Source organism: Novosphingobium jiangmenense, from assembly GCF_015694345.1.
GTDB lineage: Bacteria > Pseudomonadota > Alphaproteobacteria > Sphingomonadales > Sphingomonadaceae > Novosphingobium > Novosphingobium jiangmenense.
Genome location: NZ_JADQDC010000005.1, coordinates 204,862 through 220,623, shown reverse-complemented (window position 1 = coordinate 220,623; position 15,762 = coordinate 204,862). Strand labels below are relative to the sequence as shown.

Sequence of the window (15,762 nt, the reverse complement as noted above, 5' to 3'; positions counted from 1 at the left end):
AAGAAAATTGGTTGGACGGTGTTTGCCGGCTGTGGTGATCAGTACCGCATGTCTGGCACCGATCCTGCGCACCGCGCGACTGCGGCGTTGACCGACAGGGAACTCGAAGTCCTGCGTCTGCTCACTGCAGGCCACACGATCAAATCCATCGCTGCGGTTCTTGGCCGCAGCGAAGCCTCGATCAACGAGCGCCTGCGCGATGCGCGGCGCAAGACCGGGGTCGGCAGCAGCCGGGAACTGGCGCGGCTGGTTGCAGGACAGGAAAACTGGCCCAGAAAAACTGATCTGTCCCCAGCGGGCGACCTGGGTGACGTCGATGAGCAGCCCGCATCTGCGGCGCGCTATTGGCCGAAAGGAAAGATCGCCATGCTTGCTTTGCTACCCCTTGCCGCTGGAGTCATGTTGGTGTCCTCGGTGACGCATCAGACCGAGACGCCGACTGTCAGCCATCCCCCGTCTGTCCTGACCTCTCCGCTGGCCGGTACATGGTCGCTGGATACTGCGCGCATTCCGGCGGACGAGCGGCCTCGCAGCGTGACGATTGCGTTCCGCGTCTCGCCTGACCAGCAGTGGAGCACGCGCGTCGACATCGTTGCGCCCGATGGCAGCACGATGACTGCAAGCTCGACCGCGAGGCCTGACGGCGTGGCGGTGCCGATCTCGGGCAACATTCCGATCTTCGACGCGGTGTCTTTACGCCAGCCAGCTTCCAACACGCTGGTCATGACATTGGGCAAAGGCGGCGCGCCCGTCGCGACGCGCGTCTACACCGTTGCCCGGGACGGCAAGTCGATGACCGAGACGATCGTCTGGGCCGACAAGACCATGCCCAAGATGGAAACGACCTATTTCAACCGCGTCGGTTAAGCGCTGGCACTCAAACCGGAAACGGCCCGCCGATGAGGGCGGGCCGTCCCAGGGATGGCGTTGGCGCCGGGCCGGTCAGGCCGCTTCGATCGCGCTCATGTCGTCCGGATCGCGCAGCACGTAGCCGCGGCCCCAGACGGTTTCGATGTAGTTCTCGCCGCCGCAGGCATGGGCCAGCTTCTTGCGCAGCTTGCAGATGAACACGTCGATGATCTTGAGTTCGGGTTCGTCCATCCCGCCATAAAGGTGGTTGAGGAACATTTCCTTGGTCAGCGTGGTGCCCTTGCGCAGCGAAAGCAGCTCGAGCATCGCGTACTCCTTGCCGGTCAGATGCACGCGGGCACCATCGACCTCGACCGTCTTGGCATCGAGGTTGACCGAAAGCTTGCCGGTGCGGATGACCGACTGCGAATGGCCCTTCGAGCGGCGCACCACGGCATGGATGCGCGCGATCAGCTCTTCGCGGTGGAACGGCTTGGTCACGTAGTCGTCGGCGCCGAAGCCGAACGAGCGGACCTTACTGTCCATTTCCGAAATGCCCGACAGGATCAGGACCGGCGTCTGCACCTTGGCGACGCGCAGCTTCTTGAGCACGTCATATCCGTGCATGTCCGGCAGGTTCAGGTCCAGCAGGATGATGTCGTAATCATAGAGCTTGCCCAGATCGAGGCCTTCTTCGCCAAGATCGGTGGAATAGACATTGAAGCCTTCGGTCGTGAGCATGAGCTCGATCGCCTTGGCCGTTGTAGGTTCATCCTCGATCAGCAGTACGCGCATTGAACCGCCCCTTGATTGCCATGTCCCCGTGGCAATTAACCCGTCTTCAATCCGGGTTGCCCGCCATTAACCATAGGAGGAATGAACATGAAAGGTTAATTTGTTGTAAAGCGACGAAGCGGTTTCGCACGCGTTAACGCACAAGTGCCGGAAATGTGATTCAATTCGGCGCAAAGGTGACTCATTTCGGCACGCAAAGGTCCGGTTTTGCGGGTGTCCCGTAATGAATCAGGTCGCTGCCCCACCGCACCGCACGGTTAACGGTTTGCGCTCCGGCAGGACGGAAAACTGATTCGCCCGAGCCGGATCAGGCCCCCGCCACGCCAAGGCTGGACGCCGCTTCACGCAACTTTCGGGCGCTGGCGCTGTCGTTCCGGAAAGCGGCAAGCCCCTTCTGAAGGGCTTCTGCCGCCTTGCGCGGTTCGCCCAGCTGCATGCGGCTGCGCAGCAGCATGATCCAGCGGTCGACATCGCCGGGGTTGGCCTGGAGCTTGGCTTCCAGCCCGTCGACCATGCCGCGAATCATCGCCTCCTGCTGGCCCTTGGGCATGCCCCCGGCAGCCTTCATCTGTTCGCTGGTCGGGCCCGGAATGCCAGCCGCGGCCTTGTGCGGTCCGTCGGTGATGACGCCATTGGCGGGCGCGGCGAACTTGGCTTCGGCAAGGCGCTTTTCCACGTCGATCTTGCGCTTCTCGCCGACGTTGCGGATAACCTCGCGGATGTCCTCGGCATAGGGCGCGTCGGCCGGAGTGTCCTCGAGCAGGCTGAACCAGGCGTTGATGGCCTGGCGGTGCCGGCCCGACAGGTCCATCGCCACGGCCTGGAAATAGCGCGCGCGTGCATCTTTCGGATCGAGCTTGATCGCCTTGTCGAACGCGGCCTTGGCATCGCGCGGCATGCGGCCCTCTTCCTTGCTGGCAAGGACGAGCGCCTCGCCCAGGAACGACCAGGTTTCGGCATGGTCCGGATCGAGCTTCGTCGCCTTCTTCAGCGCGGTAGCCGCTTCGGCATAGCGCTCGGTCTGGAAGTAGGACCAGCCGAGCATGCGCCAGCCTTCGGCATCGTCGGGCTTTTCGGCGAGCTTGGCCTCGAGCTTGGCAATGACGTCGTCCACAGAGGGCTGCTGGCTTGGCGCCGACGGCGGCGGGACTGCCGGAGGAGGAGGCGTTTCCGGACCGCGCAACATGGCAATGCCACCGGCGCCCAGCGCAATCAGCCCTGCCGCGATCAGCGCATAGCGGCCGACACGCGACGTCCCCTGTGCCGAATCGCGCTGAGCAGGCTCGCGCGGGTCGCTGGCTGGCTGGGGATCGGTCATCACGCACTCCTGTCGAACGCCCGGCGCGGCGCCCGTGTAGTGCGGCGCATATCGTGCCGGGCGGGGAACTTGCAAGCGCCACCGCAATTGCTCCGCCCGGTGGGTCCGGCTTTGCGCCTCCTCGCAAATTGCGGCTGGCAATGCGCGTCTCTTCGGCTAAAGTCGCCGGACAGGGGTCGCAAATCGGTTTTTTGAACAGGCAGGTGCGGGAACAGCACCGTCGGTTCGCGATGCGGGGGACGCATACCGGTGGGCGAGGTTTTCAAGGTTGCGATCATTGGCTCCGGTCCGGCGGGCATGAGCGCTGCTGGCCGCGCGGCGCAGCTCGGGCTGAGCCACGTCCTGCTCGAAAAGACCGATCACCTCTCGGACACGATCTTCAAGTACCAGAAGGGCAAGCATGTGATGGCCACGCCATCGCAGCTGATCCTCCGGTCCGATCAGGAGTTCGATGCGGGGAAGAAGGAAGACATCCTCGACAAATGGAACCGCCGCACCGCCGAACTTGGCGTGAACGTAAAGTACAATGCCGAGGTGAAATCCATCAAGGGCACCGGCGAGGCCATTCCCGGTTCGGTGCAGAAGATCGTCAGCCGTGCGCGCGATGGTTCGACCACCACCACCGAACTTCAGCGCTTTGCTCCGCCTTACGCCATCGAACTGACCAATGGCGAGACCGTCATGGCGGAGAACGTGGTCCTCGCCATCGGTACGCAGGGCAACCCGAACCTCATGCGCTGCCCCGGCGGTGACCTGCCCCACGTCACCTACCAGCTTGATGATCCCTACGCCGTGCTCGACCAGCACATCGTCGTCGTCGGCACCGGTGACGCCGGGATCGAGAATGCGCGCGGTCTGGTGGAGGATCCGGCGCAGGGCAACGTCGTGACCGTGCTCAACCGCAGCCCGAAATCGACCAACGTCCGAGAAAGCTTCGCCACCGCCAAGGAGCCCAACGCCAAGGCGCTGGTCGAGGACGACGCGGCCGGCAAGCTGAGGATCCGCTACGAGACCGAAACCAAGGCGATCGAACCGGGCTGGATCACCCTTTCCACGCGTGACGGCGAGGAACGCATCCGCTGTGACCGGATCATCGCCCGCATCGGCTCTGCCCCGCCGCGCGCTTTTGTCGAAGGCTGCGGCATCGAGTTCGCCAGCGCGGATCGGCTCGCCTTCCCGACGCTGTCGCCGCAGTTCGAATCGACGGCGCCCGGCATCTTCGTGATCGGCGCTCTGGCGGGCTATCCGCTGATCAAGCACTGCATGAATCAGGGCTACGATGTCGTCGAGTTCATCAACGGCAACACTGACCTCAAGCCGGCGGACGAGCCGCTGCTTGAGGCCAAGTTTGCAGGGCTGCCGGGCAATCGTTCGGTCAACGACTGGCTGGAATTCCTGCGTACCAACGTGACCATCCTTGATGGCATGACCACGCTGCAGTTGCGCGAGTTCATGCTCGATTCGGCCGCCCGCGCCTATGCCAAGGGTGAGACGGTGTTCGAGAAGAACGATCCGGGTTCATCGCTCTTCGCCATTGCCTCCGGGTCAGTCCACGTCCGGCTCGATCCCAAGGACCCGTCCAAGGTGGTGCCGATCCCGGCGGGCACGATCTTCGGCGAAGTCGGCCTGATCTCGGGCCGCAAACGCGGTGCGACCATCGTGGCCGCCGAGGACACGATCTGTGTCGAGATCAGCCGCAACGCCGCGCTCAAGCTGCAGAGCCAGGTGCCGACGGCCAAGCGCGCGATCGAACGCATCTCCACCGAGCGCCAGATCCTGCAGATGTTCGGCTCAGGGCTCACCAGCGCCGACATTGCCGAAGTCGTCGAAACCTCGAAGATCATGGCCGTGCGCGCCGGCGACGCGATCATCAAGGAAGGCGACGAGGACAAGGACATCTACGTCATCCGCGTCGGCTCGATGGTCGTAGAGAAGGAAGTCGGCGGCAAGCCTGTATTCCTGTCCTACCTTCCCGCCGGTTCCTACGTCGGCGAAATGGCGCTGATCGATGGCGGGCGCCGCACCGCCACCGTGCGCGCCGCGATCAAGAGCGAGGTCATCTGCATCGATGGCGAGGCCTTTGGCCGCGTTCTTGCTGCCAAGCCCGCCCTGCTCGACCGTGCGCGCAAGGACATGGAGGTCCGCCGAGCCACCAACGCCTTCATCGAATCGAAGAAGGACAGTTTCTCGGGCGTCGTCGATCTTTATTCCGAACAGGCCAAGTTCCTCGTCAGCCAAGGTCTTGGCGAGGCGACCGACGTCCTGCTGATCGACGAACGGCTGTGCGTCGGCTGCGACAATTGCGAGAAGGCCTGCGCCGACAGCCATGATGGCCTCTCGCGGCTCGATCGCGAGGCCGGCAAGAGCTTCGCGCACCTCCACGTGCCGACATCGTGCCGCCACTGCGAGCACCCGCACTGCATGGCCGATTGCCCGCCCAACGCGATCCACCGCGGGCCGGACGGCGAGGTGTTCATCAACGATACCTGTATCGGCTGCGGAAACTGCCAGCGCAACTGCCCCTATGGCGTGATCCGCATGGACAAGGTGCCGCCGAAGAAGCCGTCGCTGCTCTCGTGGCTGTTCTTCGGGTCCGGCCCCGGGCCGGGCGAGCCGCCGTACAAGTGGTCGAAGAAGAACACCAAGTACACCGGCGACCCGGCGGTCGACGAACTGCTCGACCGCAAGAAGGCGATCAAGTGCGACATGTGCGCCGGGATCGAAGGCGGCCCGAGCTGCGTCCGCGCTTGCCCGACCGGCGCCGCCATCCGCGTATCGCCCGACGAGTTCCTGACCGTCGCGCGGCTCGAGAACGAGGGAGTCTGAGCCGATGGCGAGCATTGCACCCCGCAAGCGTACCGGCGCCACCCGCCAGCGTACGTCCACGCACGAGGGTTTCCTCACCCACCGCAATCTGTTCTGGGCCAAGCTGTCCGCCGCCCTCGCGGTCGCGCTGATTGCGCTGTATATTTTCGTGCCACTGCCGGGCACGCACTTCGGCTCGAGCTGGCTAGGCTACACGCTCGGCACCATCGGTGCGCTGCTGATCCTGTGGCTGACCATGCTCGGCATGCGCAAGCGCGCGATCACGCCCGGGCGCTGGAGCCTGAAGGGCTGGACTTCGGCGCACGTCTACCTCGGCCTGTGCCTTACCGTGATCGGCACGCTGCATTCGGGCTTCCACCTCGGCTGGAATGTCCACACCCTGGCCTGGGCGCTGATGCTGATCGTGATCGCATCGGGCATTTTCGGCATCTGGGTCTACGCCACCCTGCCGCAGGCCTTGTCGTCCAACCGCTATGACGAAGAAGGCGCGATCACCGAAAAGCAGATGATCGAAGCACTGCGCTCCCTCGATCGCCAGATCCACGATGCCGCGCAGCCGCTCGATCCCGAGACGGCGACTCTGGTGGGCAAGAGCCTTGACGAGGACCCTTTCGCCGGGACCTTCTGGAACCGCATCACCGGCACTTACCCGAAGTGCGCCACGCGCAGCACGGCTGCGGAACTGCGCCGTATCCGCGCCTACCGGCCGCGCATCGCCAACGATCCGCTCGACAAGGTCGATGCGCTGCTGACGCGCAAGGAGGCGATGCTCGGGCGAATGCGACGGCACCTCAAACTCAAGTCCTGGTTGCAGGCCTGGCTTTACGTGCACGTGCCCGTGACCTTTGCGCTGATTGCGGCGCTCTCCGCCCATATCGTCAGCGTCTTCTTCTACTGGTGAGCGCAAGATGAGCTTTCTAGTCCGCCAGATCGCGCTCAAGTCCAGTGGCGAGGAGATCGTCCGGCCGACCACGGTCGAAGGCGATGTCCTGACCATCGGCCGCGATGCCGCATGCGACATCCACTTGCCCGACCTTGCCGTCGATCCGCGCCACGCGCAGGTCACGCGCCAGAGCGACGGTAGCCTCGTGATTGCCTCGATTGGTGCGCAGCCCTTCGAGGTCAATGGTCGCAGCACCACGCAAAGCCCGCTCGATCCGGTGGCGGGCGCGGAGCTGACCTTCGGCGGACACCGCATCTCGGTTTCGGTGGATGCCGAAAGCGGCGAGGCGACATTCACCGTGCGCCGCGTCGAGGCGGTGTCCGATTCCGCCGAGGACAAGGACATCACCACCGTCTACACGCTCAAGGGCCTCCTGCCCGGCAAGCGCATGTCGGCGTGGACCTTTGCGATCCTCGTGCTGGTCTCGTTCCTCGCCTTCCCGATCTACAGCTACATGACCTACAAGCCGCTGGCGATGCAGGAAAAGGCGCGGCGGCCTGATGGCTTCCATGCCGACCAGACGTGGTCGTCCGGTCCGCTGAGCCTTGCCCACAAGAACCTCGGCGGCGATTGTCAGGCCTGTCATACGCAGGCCTTCGTCGCGGTGACCGACAAAGCCTGCCTCACCTGTCACACCAAGGACGCGCACGATCACATCGCCGACAAGTCGCGCCTGTTGAAGGCCCGCGGCGAGCCGGAAGGCATGGCGCGATTGCAGCGTGCGGTTGCGACCGCTTTCAATCGCCCCGCCGGACGCTGTGTCGATTGTCACACCGAGCATGAGGGCGCGGGTGCTATGCCCGCCACTCAGCAGCAATTCTGCGCGGATTGCCACAACGGGATGAAGAGTCGCTTGGGCGATACCAAACTTGCCGATGCCGCCGATTTCGGGACGGCCCATCCCCAGTTCAAGCCGATGATCATCAGCGGCATGAACGGCAAGAAGCCCCTGTTCCAGCGCGCCAGCTGGACGCCGGGACTGACCGAGAACAACGGCCTCAAGTTCACCCACGGCCAGCACCTGTCGAAGACCAACGGCATCGCGCAGATGGTCCGCCGCATGCCGGGTCGCTTCGCCGCCAATGATGCGCTTCAATGCAAGGATTGCCACAAGTCCGACGCCACTGGCACCCGCTTCAAGCCGGTGGTGATGGAGGACTCGTGCCAGTCCTGCCACTCGCTGAGCTTCGATCAGGTCGGCGGCACGTTCCGCACCTTGCGCCATGGCGAGCCGGAACTGGTCGTAGCCGATCTGCGCGCGTTCTATCGCGGCGGAGCGCCAGCACGTCCGGCGAACCTGTCAGGTCTCGCCCGCCGCGTGCCGGGCGATGCCGCGCTGCGTTCCACCGCTGCCGACTATGCCCGCGCCGTGCGCTTCTATCCGACGCGCGCGGAACAGGCGGTGGCTCAGGTCTTCTCGCAGGGCGGCATGTGCTATGACTGCCATACCGTCAATCGCGGCGGCTCGATGGCCAGCGGCGGCTTCACCGTGCAGCCCGTCGCCCAGAACGATCGCTATTACCACAAGGGCTGGTTCGACCATAAGGCGCACAACAAGAGCGATTGCGCCGATTGCCACGTCAACGCCGCCACCTCGAACAAGGCGAGTGACCTGCTTGTGCCCGGCATCGACGGCAAGGGCGGCTGCCGCTCGTGCCACGTCGGCGGCGAGGGGGCGAAGCTTGCATCCGTATCCGTGAAAGACCCTGTCGATTCCTCCTGCGCGATGTGCCACTCCTATCACATGGATGCAGGCGCTCCCTGGGCGCCGAAGAAGGACCGGAAGAAGGACGTGGCGCAAACCGTTGCCGTGGCTGAAAGGCCCCGGTTCCCGGTAAAGCTGCGATAAGGCGCCGGGGCGGGGGGACGATGCTGATCGCACAGGTCACCGATATTCACCTCGGGTTCGAACCTGATTCGCCCGGTGAATTCAATCGGCAGCGGCTGGACCGCGTGCTGGAGGAACTGGCAGCGATGCAACCGCAGCCTGACCTGTTGCTGGCGACCGGTGATCTGATCGACCGTGGCGACAAGGCCAGCTACGAACGCCTGCGCGAGGCTTTCTCCGATCTGCCCTTTCCAGTCCATTACGCGCTCGGCAATCACGACGAGCGCGCGACATTCCAAGAGGTTTTCCCCGAGATCGCCTTTGATGGCGGTTTCCTGCAGTACGTGGTCGATGCCGGTCCGCTACGCCTGATCGTTCTCGATACGCTGGAGGAAGGCCGCCATGGCGGTGCCTTCTGCGAAGCGCGCGCCGATTGGCTGAGCGCGCGGCTTGATGAAGCCCCGGACGCGCGCACCCTGATCGTCCAGCACCATCCGCCGGTAGAGGTCGGCATCCCCTGGATGAACACCGACCCGGCCGAACCCTGGGTCGAACGGCTGGCCGGGTGCCTGCGTGGACGGAACAACGTGGTGGGCATCGTTTGTGGCCATATCCATCGCGCCGTCACCACGGCGTGGGAAGGCACGATAGTCGCCACCTGCCCTTCAACGGCACCACAGGTCGCGCTCGATCTCAGGCCGATCGATCCGAATGCTCCTGACGAGCGCAATCTGATCATCGCCGATCCGCCGGGATACGCGCTGCACTGGTTCAACGGTCGTGAACTGGTCACCCACTGGGACACGGCCGAGGACCATCAGGTCCTCGCGCGCTACGACGCCAACCTTCAGGGCATGATCCAGCACATGCTGGCAGAGCGTCCGGGCGCGCAGCCCCACTGAGCTTTCAGCGCACTCCGGCGAGCGCCTTCTGCCGGCGCCGCTGGACCGAACTGCCCAGCCCGATCGCCTCGCGATACTTGGCCACCGTGCGGCGGGCGAGGTCGAAGCCCTTTGCCTTCAGCAGGTCGACCAGCGCGTCGTCCGAGAGGATCGCCTTGGGGTCCTCCGCATCGATCAACTGGCGAATCGCTGCCTTCACCGCTTCTGCCGAGGCACCCTCGCCATCGGAAGAGCCGACGCCCGAGGTGAAGAAGTACTTCAGCTCGAACGTGCCGCGTTCGCAGTGCAGGTACTTGTTCGAAGTCACGCGGCTGACGGTCGATTCGTGCATCGAGATCGCCTCGGCCACGGTCTTGAGCGTCAGCGGGCGCAGATGCGCAACGCCATTGCGGAAGAAGCCGTCCTGCTGCTTCACCAGTTCGCTCGCCACTTTCAGGATCGTCTTCTGTCGCTGGTCAAGCGCCTTGAGCAGCCAGTTGGCGTCGGCCAGCTTCTCCCCCAGCCAGGCCTTGGCATCCTTGCTGACGCAGGCCCCGCGCATTTCGACGTAATAGCTGCGGTTGACGATCAGGCGCGGCAAGGTCGCCTGATTGAGCGCGATGTCCCAGCCCCCCTTGGCCGCCCGCACCAGAATGTCTGGTACCACGGCTTCGGCCGCTCCCCCGCCGAAGCGCAGGCCCGGACGCGGGTCATAGCTGCGCAGCTCGGCCAGCATGTCGGCAAAATCTTCGTCATCGACCTGGCACAGCCGCTTCAACCGCGCGACTTCGCCGCGTGCAACCAGATCGAGATTGTCGATCAGCCGCGCCATGCACGGATCGTAACGATCTGCCTCGCGAGCTTGCAGCGCAATGCACTCGGCAAGATTGCGGGCGCCAACCCCGGTCGGATCAAGCGACTGGACGAGGCCGAGCGCGCGTTCGATCACCACTGCCGAAAGCCCAAGCGATTCAGCGACCTCGCTCAGGGCAATTCCCAGATACCCGGCCTCGTCGAGCTGGTCGATCAGCCAGCGTGCCACGAACAGCAATTGCGGATCGGAGGTTGTTGTGCCGATCTGCGCATGAAGGTGTTCGGCCAGCGTTTCCTCGAAGCGACCACGCTCGTCGATGTCCGGCCTTTCGCCGCCTGCGGCAAAGTCGCGCGAGGAGGACAGTTCGAAGGAGCCGCCGTCACCGGTATCGCGGTCACGGTCGAGCGCGGAGACGTCGATATCGAGCGGCTGGTCTTCCTCGACACGGCCTTCGGAAACGAGCTGGTCAACGGGCGAGGATTCTAGGTGCGTTCGCCGCAGTTCCTCAGGGGCGACTTCCAGCGGCTCGGCCGGAGCAGCTTCGCCGATCTCCAGCAGGGGATTGGCTTCGAGCGCCTCGCCGATGAAGGTTTCGACTTCGAGGTTGGACAACGCCAGCAGCTTGATTGCCTGCTGGAGCTGCGGCGTCATCACCAGCGACTGGGTCTGCCGGATGTCCAGCCGAGGCCCGAGCGCCATACGTCAGAGTCCCCCCGGAGCTCGCATCAGTTGCCGCCGGGCCTCACAGCGTGAAGCCTTCGCCGAGATAGAGCCGGCGCACGTTGGCATCGGCCACCAGCGCTTCCGGGCTGCCTGCGAAGAGCACCTGTCCGCCATAGATGATGCAGGCGCGGTCAACGATATCGAGGGTTTCGCGCACGTTATGATCGGTGATCAGCACGCCGATGCCGCGCCCCTTGAGGTCCTTCACGAGATGGCGGATGTCGCTGATCGAAAGCGGGTCGATCCCGGCGAAAGGCTCGTCGAGCAGCACGATCGAGGGCCGCGCGGCAAGCGCCCGCGCGATCTCGCAACGCCGCCGCTCGCCGCCCGACAGCGCCATGGCGGGGCTGGAGCGCAGCCGGGTGAGGCCGAATTCGTCGAGCAGGCGCTCGAGCTCTGCCTCGCGCGTGGCCTTGTCCGGTTCGATCAGTTCGAGCACCGTCGAGATGTTCTGTTCGACCGTCATGCCGCGGAAGATCGAGGTTTCCTGCGGCAGGTAACCGAGGCCGAGGATGGAGCGGCGGTACATCGGCAGCTTGGTGATATCCACGCCATCCAGAAGGATGCGGCCCGAATCAGGGCGGACGAGGCCCATGATCGAATAGAAGCAGGTCGTCTTTCCGGCACCGTTCGGCCCGAGCAGGCCGAGAACCTCGCCCTTGCCGACGGACAGCGAGATGTCGGTCAGCACCGCGCGCTTGTCGTAGGACTTGGCGATCGACACGACTTCGAGCCCGCCCTGCGGGATCGGCGGGGCAGCGCTCGCTGCTGCGGGAGTGTCGTCGATCACGGTCATTGGCATGGGCTCTGCTTTTTCCGGCACTTGTGGCCTCCAATAACGCTTCAATCCGGCGCGGCAAACCCCGTGAAGCGCAATTGGCAGGATTTATGCATGGCGTTGCTTGTCGACAGGTGAACGGCGATGACTTTCCGCGGCGGAACACTCCGAATTGGAATTGATCTTGCAGGTCGGCGCGCTGCATGATCTATTGCGCGAGGAGCAGGATAAACACGAGGAACGGAGCCATGAACAAGGCCCTTCATTCGCAGGCGGCAAAGTCGGCACCGGTCGACTGGCGCAAGAAGATGAGCAACAATGTCGCCTATGGCTTGCTGATCTACACGGCCCTGCAGATCTTCGTGACAATGCACGAGCTCCAGGAGCGCAGCGCCTCGATCCTGCCGGTGTTCGTGCTGGTGGTCCTTGTTGCCGCGATCATTCCGATGTTCCGCCATTTCGAGCGCCGGTGGGAGCATCTGACCGACGATCAGGCCCACGATCCCGCCTATGCTGCGGCGTTCAAGCGCGACCAGATCAAGGTCTGGGTGCTTGCCGGCGTGCTGCCGTTCCTGATCACCGGCGGTTTCAAGGTGCTTTCCGCCCTGTTCTGATCTTGCCCCCTTCCTGACCAATTGATTGCCCCGGCCCCTTGCGGGCGCTAGACCGCGCAGCCGTCCCGCTTGCGAAAAGGTCTGTCCATGCTGTCACCCGCCGAAGCCCAGGAGCGCTGCGAAGCGCTGATCGCGCGCGCGCGCCGTGCCGGGGCCGATGCGGGCGATGCGGTATATCTTGGCAATTCCTCCGAATCCGTCTCGGTTCGCCTCGGGTCGCTCGAAGATGTCGAGCGTTCCGAATCCGAGAACATCGGCTTGCGCGTCTTCGTCGGCGGTGCCTCCGCATCGATCGGCTCGACCGACCTTGGCGATGCGGCTCTCGACGAGCTGGCGAGCCGCGCAGTGGCAATGGCGCGCCTCGCCCCGGCGGACAAGTTCGCGGGGCTGGCTCCGGAAGAGCTCTTGCTGAAGGGCCCGGCTCCCGATCTCGATCTCGATGACCAGACCGAGCGCAGCCCGGCTGACTTGCGCCGCCTTGCCGAAGAAGCGGAAGACGCCGCGCGCGCCGTTTCGGGCGTGACCAACAGCGAAGGCGGCGGCGCCAGCGCGGGCCGGGGCCTGTTCGCCCTTGCCACCAGCCACGGCTTTTCCGGTGCCTATGCCGCTTCGAGCCACAGCATCTCGGCCAGCGTCGTCGCCGGGGAAGGCAGCGCCATGCAGCGCGACTATTCATGGCGCAGCACGCGGCATGCGGCCGACTTGAAGACTCCGGCAGAAATCGGCCGAGAGGCAGGCGAGCGTGCGGTGAGCCGCCTCAACCCCGGGCGGGTGAAATCCGGGCCGATGCCGGTCGTGTTCGATCCGCGCGTGGCCAACACGCTGGTCGGCCATCTCCTCGGCGCCATCAGCGGCGCTTCCATAGCCCGGCGCGCCAGCTTCCTGCTGGATCGTGATGGCGAGAAGCTTTTCGACAGCGCGATCACCATCTTCGACAATCCGCTGGCCACGCGCGGCATGCGTTCGCGCCCGTTCGACGGCGAAGGCCTGCCCACCGGACCACGCAAGCTGGTCGATGCGGGACATCTCACCGGCTGGCTCATGGACGCGGCAGCTGCACGCCAGCTGGGCGCCACGCCAACCGGCCATGCCTCGCGCGGGTCCTCCGGCGCACCGCATGTCACCTCCAGCAACGTGGTTCTGGAAGCAGGCAGTGTGACCCCTGCGGAGCTGATGGCCGACATTGCCGACGGGGTCTACGTCACCGAACTGATCGGGCAGGGGGTCAATGGCGTGACCGGCGACTACAGCCGCGGCGCATCGGGCTTCCGGATCGTCAACGGCCAGCTTGCCGGGCCGATCGCCGAATTCACGGTTGCGGGCAATCTGATCGACATGTTCGCCGCGCTCACGGCGGCCAATGATCTCGAAGTCTATCGCGGCATAGACACGCCGACCTTGCGCGTTGACGGGATGAGCGTGGCCGGGGACTGATCGCCCAGCCTGCAGGCCGGGCGGGAACTTTCAGGCGCGCGCGCTACTTGTCTGCGCATGCGCTTTATCCGGTTCCTGGTCGCACTTTGCCTGTCGCTGCCCGCTCCGGCGCTGGCGCAAGCTCTCCCGAAGCTCCCCACGGCCAGCCCGAGCGCCAGCGCCTCGGCAGATGCGCCCGAGATAGCTGCTCAGCCCGCGCCAGACGAGGACGCCCGCCTCGCCGCGAGGATCCGGGCCATCTTCGACGAGATCCCGGCGCTGAAAGGCACTGGCGTCAGGGTGGCGGCAGGGGTGGTCACCCTGACCGGTCAGGTGCCGGACGAGAAGACCATCCAGCAGGCAGAAGCGATTGCGACGCGCCTCAACGGCGTGGTCACCGTGCAGAACCGGCTCGAGCGCAATCTCGATGTCGAGAAGAACCTGAACCCGGCGCTGTCGGGCGTGACAGGCAGGATCAATGGTTTTCTGCGCGCCCTGCCGCTTCTGGGCGTGGCCATCGCCGTCGCGGTGGTTGTCGGCATGCTGGGCTATGCGCTGGCAAGGCAGTCACGGCTGTGGGAGCGGGTCACGCCAAATCCCTTCCTTGCCGGACTGGTGGCGACGGCGATCCGATTTGTGTTCGTCGTCGCCGGGATCGTCCTGGCGCTGGATATCGTCGGCGCGACGGCAATGCTGGGGGCCGTGCTCGGCGGCGCTGGCGTCCTGGGCCTCGCGGTCGGACTTGCCGTGCGCGATTCGATCGACAACTACTTCTCGTCGCTGATGCTGTCGGTGCGCCAGCCGTTCCGTGCCAACGACAACGTGAAGATCGACAGCCACGAAGGCCGCGTGCTGCGCCTGACCAGCCGGGCGACGCTGCTGCTGACTCCGGACGGGAATCATCTGCGCATTCCGAACGCCACGGTGTTCAAGGCGGTCATCACCAACTTCACCACGAACCCGCAGCGCCGCTTCGCGTTCGATTATGCGATCGACCATGAAGCCGATCCGTGCCGGGCGCAGGCGGTCGCTCTGGAAACGCTGCGAAATCTCGACTGGGTTCTGGACGAGCCGAAGCCGGGGGCGGAGATTGCCGACATTTCCGGATCGGTGCAGGTATTGCGCTTCAATGGCTGGATCGACCAGACCCGGGCAGATTTCGGCAAGAGCCGGACCCGCGCAATGGAAGCGGTGCGCAAGGCTTTGCGCGAAGCGGGGTTCGTGGCGGAAAGTCCCGAATACCGCATCCATCTCGATCATGAGCCGCCGCAATCGTCCGCTCCCAAGAGCGCAGGGCAGGCGACGGTCGATGCCGAGGACGTGGCGCCCGATCATCACATGGATCGCATGGTCCATGCCGAGCGCGGTGCGGACGTGGAAGGAAAGGATCTTCTCGATTCCCGCCGCCCCACGGAGTGAGCGGCGGGAAATCGAATTTCGGTCAGCCCTTGGCCGACTTGGCGCGCTCGATCGCCTCGATCGTGATGCGCTTGGCGTCTTCTGCACCGCCCCAGGTGCCGACGCGGACCCACTTGTCCTTCTCCAGGTCCTTGTAGTGGGTGAAGAAGTGCTCGATCTGCTGCAGCACGATCTCGGGGAGGTCGTCGCGCTCCTTCACGTCCGAATAGTACGGGAAGGTCGAATCGACCGGCACGCAGACCAGCTTTTCGTCGCCGCCATGCTCGTCCTCGAGGTTGAGGACAGCGATCGGGCGAGCGCGGACCACCGAGCCTGCGACGAAGGGCGAGCGTGCGATCACCAGCGCGTCAAGCGGGTCACCATCGGGCGAGAGGGTGTGTGGCACGAAGCCGTAGTTCGCCGGGTAGCGCATCGGCGTGTGCAGGATACGGTCGACGAACAAGGCGCCCGAGGCCTTGTCGAACTCGTACTTCACGGGTTCGCCGCCGACGGGAACTTCGATGATCACGTTGAGGCTTTCCGGCGGATTGTCACCGGTGGGAATCATGTCGATGCGCATCT

13 protein-coding genes are annotated in these 15,762 nt (G+C 64.7%); 8 read left to right on the top strand and 5 right to left on the bottom strand.

Annotation, left to right across the window (positions count from 1 at the left end; translation table 11 throughout):
• Positions 1–48 precede the first annotated feature (48 nt).
• On the top strand, positions 49–867 hold the full coding sequence (locus tag I2488_RS09750) for a helix-turn-helix domain-containing protein (protein WP_196275601.1): 819 nt from the start codon (positions 49–51) through the stop codon (positions 865–867).
• A 75-nt stretch (positions 868–942) separates the two neighbouring features.
• On the opposite strand, the gene ctrA is transcribed toward I2488_RS09750, so the two are convergent.
• Together ctrA and I2488_RS09740 are read right to left on the bottom strand one after the other, a co-directional pair.
• Positions 943–1,644, bottom strand: a complete 702-nt coding sequence (ctrA, locus tag I2488_RS09745) for a response regulator transcription factor CtrA (protein WP_011443965.1) — start codon at positions 1,642–1,644, stop codon at positions 943–945.
• Between the two features lie 307 nt (positions 1,645–1,951).
• Positions 1,952–2,962 carry a tetratricopeptide repeat protein gene (locus I2488_RS09740; RefSeq protein WP_196275600.1) on the bottom strand — a complete coding sequence of 337 codons (1,011 nt, stop codon included), beginning with the start codon at positions 2,960–2,962 and terminating at the stop codon, positions 1,952–1,954.
• Between the two features lie 249 nt (positions 2,963–3,211).
• Here I2488_RS09740 and I2488_RS09735 point away from each other — a divergent pair, with 249 nt between their 5' ends.
• Genes I2488_RS09735 through I2488_RS09720 form a run of 4 tightly spaced genes read left to right on the top strand, consistent with a single transcriptional unit; the run spans position 3,212 to position 9,461 of the window.
• A complete protein-coding gene (locus I2488_RS09735) occupies positions 3,212–5,788 on the top strand; it encodes a cyclic nucleotide-binding domain-containing protein (RefSeq protein ID WP_196275599.1) in 2,577 nt (858 codons plus the stop codon).
• A gap of 4 nt (positions 5,789–5,792) precedes the next feature.
• Positions 5,793–6,689, top strand: coding sequence for a hypothetical protein (locus I2488_RS09730; RefSeq protein WP_196275598.1), 897 nt, complete (start codon positions 5,793–5,795; stop codon positions 6,687–6,689).
• 7 nt (positions 6,690–6,696) lie between these two features.
• Positions 6,697–8,580 carry a cytochrome c3 family protein gene (locus I2488_RS09725; RefSeq protein WP_196275597.1) on the top strand — a complete coding sequence of 628 codons (1,884 nt, stop codon included), beginning with the start codon at positions 6,697–6,699 and terminating at the stop codon, positions 8,578–8,580.
• 20 nt (positions 8,581–8,600) lie between these two features.
• The gene (locus tag I2488_RS09720) at positions 8,601–9,461 is read left to right on the top strand and encodes a phosphodiesterase (RefSeq protein ID WP_196275596.1); all 861 of its coding nucleotides are present in this window, start codon (positions 8,601–8,603) and stop codon (positions 9,459–9,461) included.
• Positions 9,462–9,465: 4 nt separating this feature from the next.
• Here I2488_RS09720 and rpoN read toward each other — a convergent pair whose 3' ends face one another.
• Positions 9,466–10,953 carry an RNA polymerase factor sigma-54 gene (gene rpoN, locus I2488_RS09715; protein WP_196275595.1) on the bottom strand — a complete coding sequence of 496 codons (1,488 nt, stop codon included), beginning with the start codon at positions 10,951–10,953 and terminating at the stop codon, positions 9,466–9,468.
• A 43-nt stretch (positions 10,954–10,996) separates the two neighbouring features.
• A complete protein-coding gene (lptB, locus tag I2488_RS09710) occupies positions 10,997–11,773 on the bottom strand; it encodes an LPS export ABC transporter ATP-binding protein (protein WP_196275594.1) in 777 nt (258 codons plus the stop codon).
• A gap of 230 nt (positions 11,774–12,003) precedes the next feature.
• Between lptB and I2488_RS09705 the strand changes: the two genes are divergently transcribed.
• The 3 genes from I2488_RS09705 to I2488_RS09695 all read left to right on the top strand — a co-directional run bounded on the left by I2488_RS09705 (position 12,004) and on the right by I2488_RS09695 (position 15,201).
• Positions 12,004–12,369: a hypothetical protein gene (locus I2488_RS09705; protein ID WP_196275593.1), complete on the top strand. Its 366-nt coding sequence runs from the start codon at positions 12,004–12,006 to the stop codon at positions 12,367–12,369.
• A gap of 87 nt (positions 12,370–12,456) precedes the next feature.
• Positions 12,457–13,803: a TldD/PmbA family protein gene (locus I2488_RS09700; protein WP_196275592.1), complete on the top strand. Its 1,347-nt coding sequence runs from the start codon at positions 12,457–12,459 to the stop codon at positions 13,801–13,803.
• 57 nt (positions 13,804–13,860) lie between these two features.
• The gene (locus I2488_RS09695) at positions 13,861–15,201 is read left to right on the top strand and encodes a mechanosensitive ion channel domain-containing protein (protein WP_196275591.1); all 1,341 of its coding nucleotides are present in this window, start codon (positions 13,861–13,863) and stop codon (positions 15,199–15,201) included.
• Positions 15,202–15,223: 22 nt separating this feature from the next.
• On the opposite strand, the gene ppa is transcribed toward I2488_RS09695, so the two are convergent.
• A complete protein-coding gene (ppa, locus tag I2488_RS09690; RefSeq protein WP_196275590.1) occupies positions 15,224–15,760 on the bottom strand; it encodes an inorganic diphosphatase in 537 nt (178 codons plus the stop codon).
• Between the last annotated feature and the right edge of the window lie 2 nt (positions 15,761–15,762).

What these genes read in the sequence shown, in the direction of transcription:
- lptB (WP_196275594.1), bottom strand. Translation starts at nt 11,773, where the DNA reads ATGACCGTGATCGACGACACTCCCGCAGCAGCGAGCGCTGCCCCGCCG.
- I2488_RS09720 (WP_196275596.1), top strand. Translation starts at nt 8,601, where the DNA reads ATGCTGATCGCACAGGTCACCGATATTCACCTCGGGTTCGAACCTGAT.
- ppa (WP_196275590.1), bottom strand. Translation starts at nt 15,760, where the DNA reads ATGCGCATCGACATGATTCCCACCGGTGACAATCCGCCGGAAAGCCTC.
- I2488_RS09705 (WP_196275593.1), top strand. Translation starts at nt 12,004, where the DNA reads ATGAACAAGGCCCTTCATTCGCAGGCGGCAAAGTCGGCACCGGTCGAC.
- I2488_RS09725 (WP_196275597.1), top strand. Translation starts at nt 6,697, where the DNA reads ATGAGCTTTCTAGTCCGCCAGATCGCGCTCAAGTCCAGTGGCGAGGAG.
- ctrA (WP_011443965.1), bottom strand. Translation starts at nt 1,644, where the DNA reads ATGCGCGTACTGCTGATCGAGGATGAACCTACAACGGCCAAGGCGATC.
- I2488_RS09750 (WP_196275601.1), top strand. Translation starts at nt 49, where the DNA reads ATGTCTGGCACCGATCCTGCGCACCGCGCGACTGCGGCGTTGACCGAC.
- I2488_RS09730 (WP_196275598.1), top strand. Translation starts at nt 5,793, where the DNA reads ATGGCGAGCATTGCACCCCGCAAGCGTACCGGCGCCACCCGCCAGCGT.
- I2488_RS09740 (WP_196275600.1), bottom strand. Translation starts at nt 2,962, where the DNA reads ATGACCGATCCCCAGCCAGCCAGCGACCCGCGCGAGCCTGCTCAGCGC.
- rpoN (WP_196275595.1), bottom strand. Translation starts at nt 10,953, where the DNA reads ATGGCGCTCGGGCCTCGGCTGGACATCCGGCAGACCCAGTCGCTGGTG.
- I2488_RS09700 (WP_196275592.1), top strand. Translation starts at nt 12,457, where the DNA reads ATGCTGTCACCCGCCGAAGCCCAGGAGCGCTGCGAAGCGCTGATCGCG.
- I2488_RS09695 (WP_196275591.1), top strand. Translation starts at nt 13,861, where the DNA reads ATGCGCTTTATCCGGTTCCTGGTCGCACTTTGCCTGTCGCTGCCCGCT.